Below are 14,641 nucleotides of genomic sequence, written 5' to 3' on the forward strand. Positions count from 1 at the left end.
TTGTGAGTGAAACGCGTCGTTCTTTAAGGCTTGCGCAACAGGTCGCGCAAATGATACTCATACGCCGCGTTAAAAAATCCCATAAACCAACGCAACACAATTCATACCCTTTCAGTATGTCTCCATATTCATGCAGTTTGAGTGAATAAGGCGCTTCATTGAGGAAGTCAGTTTCTATGAAAAACGTTAAAGTCAGCCTTGCCTGGCAGATCTTAATCGCCCTTGTGCTGGGCATCTTGCTGGGCAGTTACCTTCACTATCACAGCGACAGCCGCGAATGGCTGATTGCGAACCTGCTTTCACCGGCAGGGGATATCTTTATTCATCTGATTAAGATGATTGTGGTACCGATTGTGATCTCGACGCTGGTGGTCGGTATTGCGGGCGTCGGCGATGCGAAGCAGTTAGGCCGTATTGGTGCGAAAACCATTATCTATTTCGAAGTGATCACTACGGTTGCGATTATCCTCGGTATCACGCTGGCGAACGTGTTCCAGCCGGGTTCCGGAATCGATATGTCGCAGCTGGCCACGGTGGATATTTCGAAATACCAAAGTACGACCGCTGACGTGCAGAGCCACGCGCATGGCCTGATGGGCACAATCCTGTCGCTGGTGCCGACCAACATCGTGGCGTCGATGGCGAAGGGCGAGATGCTGCCTATCATCTTCTTCTCGGTGCTGTTTGGTCTGGGACTCTCTTCACTGCCAGCGACGCATCGCGAACCGCTGGTGACCGTGTTCCGCTCTATCTCCGAAACCATGTTTAAAGTGACCCACATGGTGATGCGCTACGCGCCGGTAGGGGTGTTTGCGCTTATCGCCGTCACCGTGGCGAACTTCGGTTTTGCTTCCCTGTGGCCGCTGGCGAAGCTGGTGCTCCTGGTGCACTTCGCCATCCTGTTCTTCGCGCTGGTGGTGCTGGGGATCGTGGCGCGCCTGTGCGGGCTGAGCATCTGGATCCTGATTCGTATCCTGAAAGATGAACTGATTCTGGCGTACTCCACGGCAAGCTCTGAGAGCGTGCTGCCGCGTATCATTGAGAAGATGGAAGCCTACGGCGCGCCTGCCTCTATTACCAGCTTCGTGGTACCGACCGGCTACTCCTTTAACCTGGACGGTTCGACGCTGTACCAGAGTATCGCCGCTATCTTTATTGCGCAGCTGTACGGCATTGACCTGTCTCTGTGGCAGGAGATCGTGCTGGTGCTGACGCTGATGGTGACGTCCAAAGGTATTGCAGGCGTTCCGGGGGTCTCCTTCGTGGTGCTGCTGGCTACGCTCGGCAGCGTCGGTATTCCGCTCGAAGGTCTGGCATTTATCGCCGGTGTGGACCGTATCCTCGACATGGCGCGTACGGCGCTGAACGTGGTGGGGAATGCCCTGGCGGTGCTGGTTATCGCCAAGTGGGAACACAAATTCGACCGCAAAAAAGCGCTGGCGTATGAACGCGAGGTGCTGGGTCGTTTTGATAAGACGGCTGACCAGTAATGTAAAAAGCCGGGTGGCGGCTTCGCCTTACCCGGCCTACACAAGCCGTAGGCCCGGTAAGCGCAGCGCCACCGGGCAATGGTTTACTCCCCGCTCAACGCATCAAACTCTTCACATCCCGTATCAAACCCTTCGGTGCAGCTCAGGTTCAACCAGTACAGTGCTTTCTGTTTATTGGGTGTGATAAAGCCTTTCTCGCCCTGCTGGAACAGCATCCCAGCCCAGTATTCTGCGTATCCCGTACGCGACAGAGACGAACTGCGCTTAAACCACGCAGCCGCCTGAGCGTCATCCTGCGCCACTTCAACGCCGTTGGCATAAATCAGCCCAAGCAGCAGTTGCGCATCAACCGCGGAGTCGTTGTCGATATCCTCGGTCGCCGTTTGCAGCAGTTTAATGGCCTGCGGATAGTCAGTTTTCCCCGCCTGGGTGTTCACCAGCACGCGTGCCAGCATGATCGCGCCGCGTTTGCTGCCAGCAATGTTTGCCTGCTGCGCCAGGGCTTTGGCCTGAGCGTAATCGCCCTGCGTAAAGTGGATTTGCGATAGCAGCGCCATGGCGTCAACGTCGCCGCCTTTTGCGGCTTTCTCTGCCCACAGCGCTGCCTGCTTGCTGTCACCGGAACTGAAGTACGTATCAGCAAGATAATACTGGGCGCGGGCATCGCCTGCTTCCGCCTGCTTCTGATATTGGCTGCCGATCTCATCCGCGCGGGCGAAAGAGGTTAAAAAGAATAACAACAGGAAAATGGGTTTCATGGATTCTTATCATCTGGGTACACGCCGCGCAGTATAATCGCGGTGGCGGAAGAAAAAAATGGGTGCATTAAGACCTCAGCATCCTACAAGCCGGGCGGAACCCTTGTTCCGCCCGTAGAGGTTAGCCTGCAACGCAGGCTAATTTTGCCGCCACCTCCTGATGTTCACCCTTTATTGAAAACTCGCAAAGTTTCCCGCGAGTAATAAAGGTAAAGATCACTATCGTCAGGCAAATAATAAAGACGATGCCTAACGCAGTTTTTAATGGCGTCATGCCTTTTACTCCTTGTCAAAAAAAGAATAAGAGGCTACTCTCAACATGTTGGTTGTTGAGGGAGTAGCCTCGGGTAAATGAAAATTTCCCGGGGCTTCCTACTTTCTGTCCCTCAACAATGCTCAAGACAGAAAGTCTTAAGCACCCGCCGCACATCTTATCCCTCTGAATTAAAATGCAAAGATGTAATTCTTTTTCGCGAAAATTACATTATTTCTGCGAGCCGCTTTCCAGAATAATAATTGATATTATTGATGGGTTAATCGGAAATAAAAAGGGAGTGAATATCTCACTCCCTTTATTCAACGATGAATTAACGGCTTCACCCCATAGCGCTTTCGCGCAGTCGGGCTTTCAGCTTGTTATATTCGTCGATTACGTACTGTTCTGCCGCGTGTTGATCCGCAATCGGCTCCACGCGCACGGCGCAGTATTTATACTCCGGGGTTTTGGTTATCGGGCTTAAGTTCTCCGTCACCAGCTCGTTGCAGGCGCCAATCCACCACTGGTAGGTCATATAGACCGCCCCTTTGTTCGGACGATCGCTGACCTGCGCACGGGTGATGATGCGGCCCTTACGCGAGTTCACCCACACCAGCGCTTCGTCCTCAATACTCAGGCGCTGCGCGTCAGCGGTATTAATTTGCGCGTAGCCCGGTTCGTCCGCCAGCGCCGCCAGCGCGGCGCAGTTGCCGGTCATCGAACGACAGGAGTAGTGGCCCACCTCACGCACGGTGGAGAGCACCATCGGATACTCATCGGTGAGCTTATCGATCGGCGCGACCCAGTCGCAGGTGAAGAACTGCGCCAGCCCGTTCGGGGTGTCGAACTTCTCTTCAAAAAGATACGACGTCCCCTGGTCGGCTTCGGACTCATCGCGGCACGGCCACTGGATGTACCCCAGCTCACCCATTTTTTCATAGGTGGCGCCGTAGAAGTCCGGACACAGGCTGCGCAACTCGTCCCAGATCTCCTGAGTGTTGTTGTAGTGCATCGGGTAGCCCATGCGGGTGGCGATTTCGCTGATGATCTGCCAGTCGGTTTTGAGATCCCACTTCGGCTCGACCGCCTTAAAGAAGCGCTGGAAGCCGCGGTCCGCCGCCGTGTAGACGCCTTCATGCTCGCCCCAGGAGGTCGACGGTAGAATCACATCCGCCGCCGCCGCGGTTTTGGTCATGAAGATATCCTGGACAATCACCAGCTCCAGATCCTCAAACCCTTTGCGCACCGCAGACAGCTCGGCGTCGGTCTGGAGCGGATCTTCACCCATGATATAGGCCGCACGCACTTCGCCGTGCGCCGCGCGGTGCGGCAGCTCGCTGATGCGATACCCGGTGTGTTCCGGCAGGCTTTCCACGCCCCAGGCCTTCGCGAACTTGGCGCGGTTTTCCGGGAACTTCACGTACTGGTAGCCCGGATAGGTATCCGGCAGCGCGCCCATGTCGCAGGCGCCCTGGACGTTATTCTGACCGCGTACCGGGTTGACGCCGACGTGCGCTTTACCCAGATTGCCGGTCAGCATCGCGAGACTCGTCAGAGAACGCACGGTTTCCACGCCCTGGTAGAACTGGGTCACGCCCATACCCCACAGGATGGCGGCGGTTTTCGCCCCGGCATACATCCGTGCCGCCTGGCGGATCTCCTGCGCGCTGACGCCGGTGATCGTTTCCACAGACTCTGGCGTATAGCCTTCGACAATTTTCCGATACTCTTCAAAGCCTTCCGTACGGGTCGCGACAAACGCCTGGTCGTACAGGTTCTCCTCAATAATGACGTGCCCCATTGCGTTCAGCAGCGCGATGTTCGAGCCGTTTTTCAACGCGATGTGCATATCCGCAATGCGCGCGGTTTCAATTTTGCGCGGATCGCAGACGATGATTTTCGCCCCATTCTGCTTGGCGCGAATAACGTGGTTCGCGACGATAGGGTGAGAATCCGCCGGGTTATAGCCGAAAATAAACACGAGATCGGTATTATCTATCTCGTTGATGGCATTACTCATTGCGCCGTTACCGACCGACTGGTGCAGACCTGCAACCGATGGGCCGTGTCAGACGCGAGCGCAGCAGTCGACGTTATTGGTTCCAATAACGGCGCGCGCGAATTTTTGCATCACATAGTTGGTTTCATTCCCCGTCCCGCGTGAGGAGCCGGTGGTCTGAATCGCATCCGGGCCATATTTGGCCTTGATGGCGCTAAGGCGCGTAGCGACGTAATCCAGCGCCTCGCTCCAGGAGACGGCTTCCAGCTTGCCGCCGCGCTCGCGGCGGATCATAGGGGTTTTCAGGCGCGGGGTGAGGATTTGGGTATCGTTAATAAAATCCCAGCCGTAGTAACCTTTCAGGCATAGCGTGCCCTGGTTGGTTTTCCCCTGTGCGGCCTCTGCCCGGACGATTTTGCCGTTATCGACCACCAGGTGGATCTTGCAACCTGAGGCACAATAAGGGCAAACCGTGACGACTTTTTTCATCAGTCTGCTCCAGTTAATCGAATCATTCGCACCCACTATGCAGCTTCTATGCCATGTTTTTCGTATGGGTATACCCTGACTTTACGGTTCATTCGCGGTGAAAACCCTGACAAAAAACAGCCAATCGTCAAAATTGACGTGTCGACAGGGCAGCGGATGTGACATGGGTTGAATTTCCGTCACTGAAAAAAACATTTGACTGGAGCCGGCGGCAGAATGGTTCAGACTTAACATAATCCCCTGACGGAAGCATACGATGAAACCGGCGATTCTGGTGGTAGATGACGATACGGCAGTCTGCGAACTGCTTCAGGACGTGCTGAGCGAGCACGTCTTTAGCGTGCTTGTCTGCCATAACGGCCAGGATGCACTTCGGCAGGTACAGCAGGAGCCGAATATCGCGCTGGTGCTGCTGGATATGATGCTGCCGGATATCAACGGCCTGCAGGTTCTGCTGCAGCTGCAAAAGCAGCGACCGGCATTACCGGTTGTGATGTTAACCGGGCTGGGGAGTGAGTCAGACGTGGTGGTAGGGCTGGAGATGGGGGCCGACGATTATATTGGCAAACCGTTCAACCCGCGCGTGGTGGTCGCCCGCGTTAAAGCGGTATTGCGCCGTACCGGCGTGCTTGCTGCTGAAGTCCCGGCAGCGCCCGTCGCGGGCATTGCTTTTAACGGATGGACGCTCGATACCACCCGCTGCGAGCTGAGCGATCCGCAGCGGAATACCGTCCCTTTAACCCAGGGCGAGTACGGCCTGCTCCTGGCGCTCACGCAAAATGCCCGTCGGGTGCTGAGCCGTGACCGGCTGCTTGAGCTGACCCACAGCGAAAGCGCCGACGTGTTCGACCGCACGATTGACGTGCTGATCATGCGCCTGCGCCGGAAGATCGAGGCTAACCCGCATCAGCCAGCGCTCATCAAAACCATCCGTGGGCTGGGCTATGTGTTTGCCACCGACGTTTCCCATAGCGAGAAAGCGGCCTAGGTATTCTCTTTGATAAACAGCTGCAGCTCGGCCAGCGTTTTTGCGCCGTCAATCGCGTTGGCGGCCAGCAGGCTTGCCCGCGCGCAGGCGTGCGCCAGATAAATGCTCTCCGTCAGCGGCAGCGATTCATGGCAACCGTATAAAAACCCCGCGCAAAACGCATCGCCCGCGCCGACGCTGCCGACAATGTCTTTCTGCTCCAGTAACCATGATGGGATCCAGCGGCCTTGCTCACCCGGTGCTTCACCCCATGCGCCTTCCGGGCAGTGGATCACCACCCGCTGGCGAACGCCTGCAGCCAGCAGCTGCGCGGCGGCATCGGCGATATGGGCCATGTTCAGCGCATCGCTGTCGTCGCGCATCTCAAGCCCGCTAAACTCACCGGCTTCCAGCTCGTTAATCACCAGATAATCCAGATGGCGCAGGGCAGGGAGCACCAGCGGCTGGTAGCGCGGGTCGCCCTTGCGGGACACCAGATCGAGCGACGTTTCATACCCCTGGTCGCGCATCTGCGCCAGCAGCCGCGCGCTGCGGGTGCCAAATTCGTCATCGGGCATATCCAGGCTGTCGAGCAGCAGCAGGTAGCCGAGATGGAAGATCTTCATCGATCCGTCTAAGCGATCGAAGGCGGGAAGATCCAGCAGGCGGTTGGCGCCCGGCGAGTGGAAAAAGGTGCGCTGTCCGCTGGGATCGGTCATCACCTGCGACATGGAGGTCGGTGCGAAGGTGGTGCGCTGCACGCGCTGGCGATTAACGTGGTACTGGTCGAGCATCGCCAGAATGTAATCCCCGTCGCCGTCTTCGCCAATCAGCCCCACCGCCTGAAGCGGCAGGCCAACGTGCATTTTCGCCAGCGTCAGCAGCACGTTGAGCGGCGCGCCGCCGGTTGAGCGTTCGCTGTGGGTAATTTCCGCCAGCCAGCCGCGCTCCGGCCACTGCACGATCTGGTGGACGTGATCCACCAGCATATTGCCTGCGGCGATAATGCCTTTGCGTTCCATCATGCCTGCCCCGCGCTGCCGAAGATGCGCATCTGTTCGGCGACCGTATCCGTTATCGCCTCTTCTATCCCCAGCAGCAGCTCGGCAAATTCATCGTACAGCGGCTGGCGGTTTGCCATGCGCTGCTCAACGGCGGCGAGCGCGGCCTGCGACATGCCGGTATAGAAGTTGATTTTATGAATGCCCAGCTCGATGGCGCGGCGGAAATCGGCATCGCTAATCCCGGAGCCGCCGTGTAAAACCAGCGGCAGCCCCGTCTGCTGGCGAATGGCGTCCAGACGGGGGAAATCGAGCTTCGGCTCGCCCTTGTATTTGCCGTGCGCGTTGCCGATGGCAACCGCCAGCGCGTCAATGCCGGTTGAATCGACAAATTCGCGCGCCAGCTGCGGGTCGGTAAAGAACGCTTCGTCCGCATGGCCGTAAAGCGCGCCGCCTTCATCACCGCCGACCGCGCCCAGCTCCGCCTCTACCGACACGCCCACCGCGTGGCACATCTTCACTACCTCCCGGGTCTGGCGAATGTTTTCCTCGTAGCTCAGCGTAGAGCCGTCGAACATCACCGAGCTGAACCCCAGGCGCAGGGCGCGCACGACCGCCTCGAAATGCAGGCCGTGGTCGAGGTTGAGCACCACGGGAATATCGTGGCGGGCGGCCTCGAACTTCACCGCTTCGACAAGCGAATCCAGCGACACATACTTAAAATGCACTTCGGCGATATTGATGATAAACGGCGAGCGTTCCTGCTTCGCGGCGGCGAACAGCGCGCGCAGGAAGTGGGAGTCGAGCACGTTAAACGCGCCCAGCGCATAGCGATGCGCCCTGGCGTGCTCCAGACCGTCGGCAAGAGAAATCAATGGCATCATTCACCCCTTATATCCGAAACAGGTTGTACTCGTTGCACAGCACCAGCAGCGCCGGTTCGTCTTCTTCGATGTTGTTATAGCGGGCAACGGGCTGCAAAAAGTGGTTGTCGTGCTCGTCGTCGTTTACCGATGACACTTCGCCGACCAGCACGTCGCCGAAGCCGCGTTCGCCCCAGAAGCTGTGGTACAGGCCGGGTGTCAGGCAGATGCTTTCCCCTGGCGCGAGGCGCAGCTGGCTGCCGGGCGCGTGGGTCTGACGGCAGCCGTCGACGGTGACCGTGACGTCGGTGTTTTCCGTCTCTTCATGTGCACCGGCATTCCACAATTCTACAATCAGGTTCCCGCCGCCCCGGTTGATGATGTCTTCTCGCTTACGCCAGTGAAAATGCATCGGCGTCACCTGGCCGTCGCGCACGTGCATAATTTTTTCGGCATAGCCTTTTTCATAAGGCACGCCGTTGGGCGAACCGTTGCGCAGGGTAAACAGCGTCAGGCCCTCGGCGGCAAAGCTGTTGCCGCCGAACGCCGTCACGTCCCAGCCGAGCTTGAGATCGAACACCTCCTGCCATGCGGCCTGGTCAAGCTGCTGCCATTTTGTTGGCGGAAAGCTGGCAAACGGCGGGAGATGCACGTCGTGCATGGAAAAGAACTGTCGCGTGTGGCCGAGAATTTCATTGATGTCGGAGCGTTTCATGGGGACTCCTGGAATTTTTTGCCGCCCGGCCCTCTCCCACCGGGAGAATAAGTTCCCTCTCCCTGTGGGAGAGGGTTAGGGTGAGGGCATCAGGCCGCACAACCGTTACTTAACCGTCCAACCCTTATACGTACCGACGTTCTTTTTATCGATCATCGTCACCGGGATCAGCACCGGCGCTTTCGGCGCAGGTTTGCCCTGTAGAATGTCATAGCCGATCTCCACCGCTTTTGCCGCCATCACCTGCGGATCTTGCGCCGGGGTCGCCACAAACAGGGAGTTTTCCCGCTTCAGCGCTTCCTCACCGTCCGGGGAACCATCCACGCCGACGATAAAGAACTCGTTGCGCTGAGCCTGCTTCGCGGCCAGATCGGCGCCGATCGCCGTCGGATCGTTAATCGCAAACACGCCGTCGATCTTCGGATTGGCCGCCAGCAGGGAGGTCATGACTTCCAGACCGCCTTCACGACTGCCCTTGGCGTTTTGGTTATCCGAGAGCACCTTGATATCCGGATGTTTTTTGAATTCCGTCTGGCAACCTTCCACGCGGTTTTGCACCGCAGAGACCGGTGGTCCGTTGATGATCACCACGTTGCCTTTGCCTTTCAGGCGGTCGGTAATGTACTTACAGGCCATTTCGCCCGCCTGGGTGTTATCGGAGGTGATGGTCGCATCAGCCCCTTCCGCCGCCACGTCAACCGCAACGACCACGATCCCCGCCTCTTTAGCTCGCTTCACCGCCGGGCCGATCCCTTTGGAATCCGCAGCGTTGAGGATAATCATGTCTACCTTTGCGGCAATGAAGTTATCGATCTGCGCCACCTGCTGGCCCAGATCGTACCCGCTGGAGACCAGCGTCACCTTGACGTTATCGCCAGCCAGCTTGCGCGCTTCCAGCTCGGCACCTTTGGTGATCTGCACGAAGAACGGGTTAGCCAGGTCGCCCACCGTCACGCCGATGGACTTCAGATCTTTTGCCTGCGCAAACGGTGTTGCGGCAAGCAGCGCGCCAGCACAGAGCGCGGTCACTAACGGTTTCAAACGCATAGGATTTTCCTCGAAGCTGTAGGGTTTTGTTGTTATGCACTTTGATGGTGTCGGGTACGGTATTTGTCGATCAGCACCGCTATGATGATCACCGCCCCTTTGATCACCAGCTGCCAGAAGTAGGAGACGCCCATCAGCGTCATGCCGTTGTTGAGGGTGGCGATGATCAGCGCGCCGACCAGCGTGCCGGTGATCGTGCCGATCCCGCCGACGAAGCTGGTACCGCCGAGGATCACCGCCGCAATCGCATCCAGCTCGTAGCCCATCCCCAGGTTGCCGTTGGCGCTATAGAGGCGCGAGGCGCTCATCACGCCGCCTAAGCCCGAGAGCAGGCCGCTCATGCCGTAGACAAACAGCAGCACCAGCCAGACCTTGATGCCGGTCAGTCGCGCCGCCTGCATGTTGCCGCCCACCGCGTAGATGTGTACGCCGAGCGTGGTGCGGCGCAGGATGAACCAGCAGATAGCAATGACCGCCAGGGCGATCACCACCAGCCACGGAATCGGGCCGAGGTAGTTATTGCCGATCCACTCGAAGCTGATGTTGGAGTTAATGACCGTGGTGCCGTCCGCCAGCAGATAGGCCGCGCCGCGCAGCGCCGTATAGGTGCCGAGCGTCACGATAAAGGGAGGGAGCCCGGCAAAGGCCACCAGCGCGCCGTTAAACAGCCCCAGCACCATGCCGAGCATCAGCGCCGCCGGAATGGAGAGCATGGCGAATTCGGGAATGAGCGACACCACCATCGCCGCTACCGCCGTAGTGCCCAGAATCGAGCCCACGGAGAGGTCAATCCCGCCGGTTAAAATGATGAAGGTCATTCCCGCCGCCAGCACGATGTTGATCGACGCCTGACGGGTAATGTTGAGCAGGTTGCTCTCGGTGAAGAAGTTAGGGGCGATAAAGCCAAATACCGCCACAATCAGGATAAGAATCGGCAAAATGCCGACCGTTTGCATCAGATCGCTCATCAGCATTTTTTTTGCGGAGGCGGATTTCGCCACCTGCTGCGGACTGGTTGAATGTGTCATGGTTACACCGCCTGATGATGAGTGTCGTTCACGCCGGTTGCCAGCGTCATGATGTTTTCCTGAGAGATGTCGCGCCCGTGAAGTTCACCCGCGATGCTGCCTTCCCGCATCACGTAGACCCGGTCGCTCATGCCTACCACTTCCGGCAGCTCGCTGGAGATCATTAAAATCGCCACCCCTTTGCGCGCCATCTGGTTCATGATGCGGTAGATCTCGCTTTTCGCGCCGACGTCCACGCCGCGCGTGGGTTCGTCCAGAATCAGAATGCGCGGGCCGATGGCGACCCAGCGGGAGATCAGCAGCTTTTGCTGATTGCCGCCAGAGAGCCCGCCCGCGCGCACCTGCGAATGCGGTACGCGGATGTTGAGCAGGGCGATAGCGTCATCGGAAATCGACTGGGCTTTTTTGCGGTTTAGCATGCCGAAGGTGGCGTCGCGCTCCAGCGTCGCCATGGTGATGTTCTCCTGCGCCGCCAGCTCCAGAAACAGCCCCTGCTCCTTGCGGTTTTCGGTGAGAAAACCGATGCCGTTATCAATGGCCGCGCGCGGGGAGTGGATCACCACCGGCTCGCCGTCGACCTCAATCATGCCGCCGGTGGCTTTACGCACGCCGAAGATGAGCTGCGCCAGCTCGGAGCGCCCGGCACCGACCAGGCCCGCCAGCCCGACGATTTCGCCGGAACGTACCTGCAGGCTGCACGGCTTTACTTTTTTACCGTCGGTGAGGTGGTGGACGTTGAGGCGCGGGCTGCCGAGAGGAATATCACGCTCTTTATTGAACAGGTCGCTGAGCGGGCGGCCCACCATCATGCGCACCAGCTCGGAGGCATTCAGCTTGTCGCGCGTCAGGCTACCGACGTACTGCCCGTCGCGCAGCACGCTGACGCGGTCGGAGAGTTCATACACTTCCGCCATGCGGTGGCTGATATAGATGATCGCCATCCCTTCATCGCGCAGGCGCAAAATCAGTTCGAACAGGCGGTGCGTTTCCCGCGAGGAGAGGGCGGCGGTGGGTTCATCCATCACCAGAATGCGGCTGTTGCGGTGCAGCGCGCGGGCAATTTCCACCTGCTGCTGCTCGGCAATGGTCAGCTTCATCACCAGGTCGGTGGCATTGAACTGTGCGCCGAGGCGCTCAATCACCGCCTGCGCCTGGGCGGCCATCTCTTTGCGCTGCACCATCCCACCGCGCGACAGCTCGCTGCCGAGAAAGATATTCTCGGCAACGGTCAGATTGGGCGCGAGCTGCATCTCCTGATAAATCAGGGTAATGCCTGCGGCCAGCGCATCTTTCGGCCCTTTAATGTGAAACGGCTGACCGTCGATCAGGATCTCGCCGCTGGTGGCGGTATAGGCTCCGGCGAGGATTTTCATCAGCGTGCTTTTTCCCGCGCCGTTTTCCCCCATCAGCGCATGGATCTCTCCGGGAAAGACCGTCAAATCTACACCCTTGAGCGCGTGGAAACTGCCAAACGTTTTGGCAATGCTGCGCATCTCTAATACCGGGGTTCTGCTCATGGCGGATCTCCTGCGAATGCCGATATCAGAACTTCATCACAGGTGCGTAAATGCAAAATGTCAGAAGCTGTTCATATTTGTCATAGTTATGAATAGCTAATCGCCGTCACATTTTCCTTTTCCCTCTCCCACAGGGTGAGGGCACCAAACCGCACAGGAGTCCAAATCCATGCCATCACGCCGTCCCCCCTTCTTCGCCAGCGCCCGTGGCCGCCTGCTGATTTTCAATCTGCTGGTGGTCGCCGTTACGCTGATGGTGAGCGGCGTGGCGGTGCTCGGCTTTCGTCACGCCAGTCAAATCCAGGAACAGGTTCAGCAGCAAACGCTGGATGACATGACCGGCAGCATGAACCTGGCTCGTGATACCGCCAACGTGGCGACGGCGGCGGTACGGCTTTCGCAGGTGGTGGGGGCGCTGGAGTACAAAGGCGAAGCCGAGCGCCTGAAGCAGACGCAAATGGCGCTGCGCCGCTCGCTGGAACAGCTTGCGGATGCGCCGCTGGCGCAGCAGGAGCCGGCGCTGGTGGCGCGCATTATTCAACGAAGCAATGAGCTCCAGCAGAGCGTGACGGAGATGCTTGAGCGCGGACAGCGGCGCCATCTGGAGCGTAACGCGCTGCTGAGTTCGCTGTATCAAAGCCAGAGCTACCTGCGTCATCTGCAGGACATCAACCGCCGCTATGGCAGCAACGTACCGGATGCGCAGCAGCTGATGGAGATGGACCGGCTGATCGCTGCCGCCATCGACACCCCTTCGCCGCGCGCGACCATTCATCAACTGGACGCAGTGGCCGCAGCGCTGCCTCAAAATGCCGTACAGCCTGTTGTGAAGGGGGTTCTGCCTGATTTTAATGCCGAGTTAGGCAAGCTCGCCCCGCTGTCGAAGCAGCTGGAAGAGAGCGATCTGGCGATAAGCTGGTATATGTTCCACATCAAGGCGCTGGTGGCGATCCTCAACGGTGACATTAATCAGTACGTCGAGCAGGTGGCGCAGGCCTCCCGCCTTCGTACGGCCCAGAGTCATCACGAGCTGCAGTCCATCAGCGTGTTTATCAGCATCTTCGCCGTCCTGGCGCTGATCATTACCGGGTGCGCCTGCTGGTATATCTACCGCAATCTGGCCTCTAACCTGACGGCCATTTCCCGGGCGATGTCGCGCCTTGCTCACGGCGAACAGGATGTTTCCGTTCCCGCCCTCCAGCGGCGCGATGAGCTGGGCGAGCTGGCGCGCGCGTTTAACGTTTTTGCCCGCAATACCGCCTCGCTTGAGCACACCACGCGCCTGCTGAAAGAGAAAACCACGCAGATGGAGATCGACCGCGTTGAGCGTCAGGGGCTGGAAGAGGCGCTGCTGCACAGCCAGAAAATGAAGGCGGTCGGACAGCTGACCGGCGGGCTGGCGCATGATTTTAACAACCTGCTGGCGGTGATCATCGGCAGCCTTGAGCTCACCGACCCCGAATCAAAAGACGCGCCGCGCATTACCCGGGCGCTGAAGGCGGCCGAGCGTGGTGCCTTACTGACGCAGCGCCTGCTGGCGTTTTCCCGCAAGCAATCCCTGACGCCGCATGCGGTAGAGATGCTGCCGCTGCTGGAGAACCTCCGGGAACTGATGCGCCACTCCCTGCCTGCCACCCTGACCCTGGAGATTGAAGCGCAATCGCCGGCCTGGCCCGCGTGGATAGACGTCAGCCAGCTTGAAAACGCCATCATCAACCTGGTGATGAACGCGCGCGATGCGATGGAAGGGCAAAGCGGGGTGATAAAAATCCGCACCTGGAATCAGCGTGTTACCCGCAGCGACGGGCGCAGGCAGGATATGGTGGCGCTGGAGGTCATTGACCGCGGCAGCGGCATGTCGCAGGAGGTAAAATCCCGGGTCTTTGAACCGTTCTTCACCACCAAGCAGACCGGAAGCGGGAGCGGGCTGGGCCTGTCGATGGTCTACGGCTTTGTGCGTCAGTCCGGCGGTCGCGTGGAGATTGAAAGCGCGCCGGGACAGGGAACGACCGTCCGGCTTCACCTCCCGCGCTCTGTGCTGCCCGCCGCTGCAGATGATGAAGCGCTGTCAGCCACCGACTCCGTGGATAGCGAGCGGCTGGTTCTGGTGCTGGAAGATGAGGCGGATGTCCGTCAGACCCTGTGCGAGCAGCTGCACCAGCTTGGTTACCTGACGCTGGAAGCGGACAACGGCGAGCAGGCGCTGAATATGCTGGCGGCGTCGCCGGATATTGGCATGTTTATCAGCGACCTGATGCTGCCCGGCAGCCTCAGCGGGGCCGAAGTGATTAACCATGTGCGTAATCATTATCCGCAGCTTCCGGTGCTGCTGATCAGCGGCCAGGATTTACGATCCGAGCATAACCCTCAGCTGCCGGACGTCCAGCTACTGCGTAAGCCGTTTACGCGGGTGCAGCTGGCGCAGGCGCTGCGGAAAGTGATGGTAATTTGAGATTCCTCCGCTACCCCCGCTCCCTGTCGTTTATTATCGTAAAGCCAGTTCACCTGCGA

General features: G+C 58.7%; 12 protein-coding genes. 3 read left to right on the forward strand and 9 right to left on the reverse strand.

All coding sequences use genetic code 11. The features are described 5' to 3' along the window. Positions 1-176 precede the first annotated feature (176 nt). Positions 177-1,490, forward strand: coding sequence for a glutamate/aspartate:proton symporter GltP (gene gltP / locus AC2TE5_RS01750; RefSeq protein WP_023310067.1), 1,314 nt, complete (start codon positions 177-179; stop codon positions 1,488-1,490). An 83-nt stretch (positions 1,491-1,573) separates the two neighbouring features. Here the strand turns inward: gltP and AC2TE5_RS01755 are convergent, their stop codons facing one another. The 3 genes from AC2TE5_RS01755 to fdhF all read right to left on the reverse strand — a co-directional run bounded on the left by AC2TE5_RS01755 (position 1,574) and on the right by fdhF (position 4,992). Beyond that, positions 1,574-2,248 carry a tetratricopeptide repeat protein gene (locus AC2TE5_RS01755; RefSeq protein ID WP_213329635.1) on the reverse strand — a complete coding sequence of 225 codons (675 nt, stop codon included), beginning with the start codon at positions 2,246-2,248 and terminating at the stop codon, positions 1,574-1,576. 121 nt (positions 2,249-2,369) lie between these two features. Continuing rightward, positions 2,370-2,522: a Hok/Gef family protein gene (locus tag AC2TE5_RS01760; protein WP_484612548.1), complete on the reverse strand. Its 153-nt coding sequence runs from the start codon at positions 2,520-2,522 to the stop codon at positions 2,370-2,372. 322 nt (positions 2,523-2,844) lie between these two features. After that, entirely contained in the window at positions 2,845-4,992 is a 2,148-nt protein-coding gene (fdhF, locus tag AC2TE5_RS01765) for a formate dehydrogenase subunit alpha (protein ID WP_484612549.1), read from the reverse strand. A gap of 256 nt (positions 4,993-5,248) precedes the next feature. Here fdhF and AC2TE5_RS01770 point away from each other — a divergent pair, with 256 nt between their 5' ends. Further along, positions 5,249-5,980 carry a response regulator gene (locus AC2TE5_RS01770; protein ID WP_193941009.1) on the forward strand — a complete coding sequence of 244 codons (732 nt, stop codon included), beginning with the start codon at positions 5,249-5,251 and terminating at the stop codon, positions 5,978-5,980. Here AC2TE5_RS01770 and AC2TE5_RS01775 read toward each other — a convergent pair. From AC2TE5_RS01775 to AC2TE5_RS01800, 6 genes are all read right to left on the reverse strand, one after another. Beyond that, positions 5,977-6,981 carry a carbohydrate kinase family protein gene (locus AC2TE5_RS01775; RefSeq protein WP_332986093.1) on the reverse strand — a complete coding sequence of 335 codons (1,005 nt, stop codon included), beginning with the start codon at positions 6,979-6,981 and terminating at the stop codon, positions 5,977-5,979. The genes AC2TE5_RS01770 and AC2TE5_RS01775 overlap by 4 nt on opposite strands. Further along, positions 6,981-7,841, reverse strand: a complete 861-nt coding sequence (locus tag AC2TE5_RS01780) for a ketose 1,6-bisphosphate aldolase (protein WP_023310075.1) — start codon at positions 7,839-7,841, stop codon at positions 6,981-6,983. The genes AC2TE5_RS01775 and AC2TE5_RS01780 overlap by 1 nt, the downstream gene beginning before the upstream one ends. Before the next feature lie 10 nt (positions 7,842-7,851). Next, positions 7,852-8,538, reverse strand: a complete 687-nt coding sequence (locus tag AC2TE5_RS01785) for a D-lyxose/D-mannose isomerase (RefSeq protein ID WP_213329626.1) — start codon at positions 8,536-8,538, stop codon at positions 7,852-7,854. 105 nt (positions 8,539-8,643) lie between these two features. Next, positions 8,644-9,585, reverse strand: a complete 942-nt coding sequence (locus AC2TE5_RS01790) for an ABC transporter substrate-binding protein (protein ID WP_023617259.1) — start codon at positions 9,583-9,585, stop codon at positions 8,644-8,646. A 32-nt stretch (positions 9,586-9,617) separates the two neighbouring features. Next, positions 9,618-10,613 (reverse strand): ABC transporter permease subunit, encoded by a 996-nt coding sequence (locus AC2TE5_RS01795; RefSeq protein ID WP_063144964.1) that lies wholly within the window; start codon positions 10,611-10,613, stop codon positions 9,618-9,620. Positions 10,614-10,615: 2 nt separating this feature from the next. Further along, the gene (locus AC2TE5_RS01800; RefSeq protein WP_484612550.1) at positions 10,616-12,130 is read right to left on the reverse strand and encodes a sugar ABC transporter ATP-binding protein; all 1,515 of its coding nucleotides are present in this window, start codon (positions 12,128-12,130) and stop codon (positions 10,616-10,618) included. Between the two features lie 169 nt (positions 12,131-12,299). On the opposite strand from AC2TE5_RS01800, the gene AC2TE5_RS01805 reads away from it, so the two are divergent. Then, positions 12,300-14,582 carry an ATP-binding protein gene (locus AC2TE5_RS01805; protein WP_484612551.1) on the forward strand — a complete coding sequence of 761 codons (2,283 nt, stop codon included), beginning with the start codon at positions 12,300-12,302 and terminating at the stop codon, positions 14,580-14,582. Positions 14,583-14,641 lie beyond the last annotated feature (59 nt).

The sequence above is a fragment of the Enterobacter sp. N5-15 genome (assembly GCF_057221635.1).

Excerpts from the sequence above, each read along its gene's own strand:
- AC2TE5_RS01795 (WP_063144964.1), bottom strand. The coding sequence starts at position 10,613 with ATGACACATTCAACCAGTCCGCAGCAGGTGGCGAAATCCGCCTCCGCA.
- AC2TE5_RS01755 (WP_213329635.1), bottom strand. The coding sequence starts at position 2,248 with ATGAAACCCATTTTCCTGTTGTTATTCTTTTTAACCTCTTTCGCCCGC.
- AC2TE5_RS01760 (WP_484612548.1), bottom strand. The coding sequence starts at position 2,522 with ATGACGCCATTAAAAACTGCGTTAGGCATCGTCTTTATTATTTGCCTG.
- AC2TE5_RS01800 (WP_484612550.1), bottom strand. The coding sequence starts at position 12,130 with ATGAGCAGAACCCCGGTATTAGAGATGCGCAGCATTGCCAAAACGTTT.
- AC2TE5_RS01805 (WP_484612551.1), top strand. The coding sequence starts at position 12,300 with ATGCCATCACGCCGTCCCCCCTTCTTCGCCAGCGCCCGTGGCCGCCTG.
- AC2TE5_RS01770 (WP_193941009.1), top strand. The coding sequence starts at position 5,249 with ATGAAACCGGCGATTCTGGTGGTAGATGACGATACGGCAGTCTGCGAA.
- AC2TE5_RS01775 (WP_332986093.1), bottom strand. The coding sequence starts at position 6,981 with ATGGAACGCAAAGGCATTATCGCCGCAGGCAATATGCTGGTGGATCAC.
- AC2TE5_RS01790 (WP_023617259.1), bottom strand. The coding sequence starts at position 9,585 with ATGCGTTTGAAACCGTTAGTGACCGCGCTCTGTGCTGGCGCGCTGCTT.
- gltP (WP_023310067.1), top strand. The coding sequence starts at position 177 with ATGAAAAACGTTAAAGTCAGCCTTGCCTGGCAGATCTTAATCGCCCTT.
- AC2TE5_RS01780 (WP_023310075.1), bottom strand. The coding sequence starts at position 7,841 with ATGCCATTGATTTCTCTTGCCGACGGTCTGGAGCACGCCAGGGCGCAT.
- AC2TE5_RS01785 (WP_213329626.1), bottom strand. The coding sequence starts at position 8,538 with ATGAAACGCTCCGACATCAATGAAATTCTCGGCCACACGCGACAGTTC.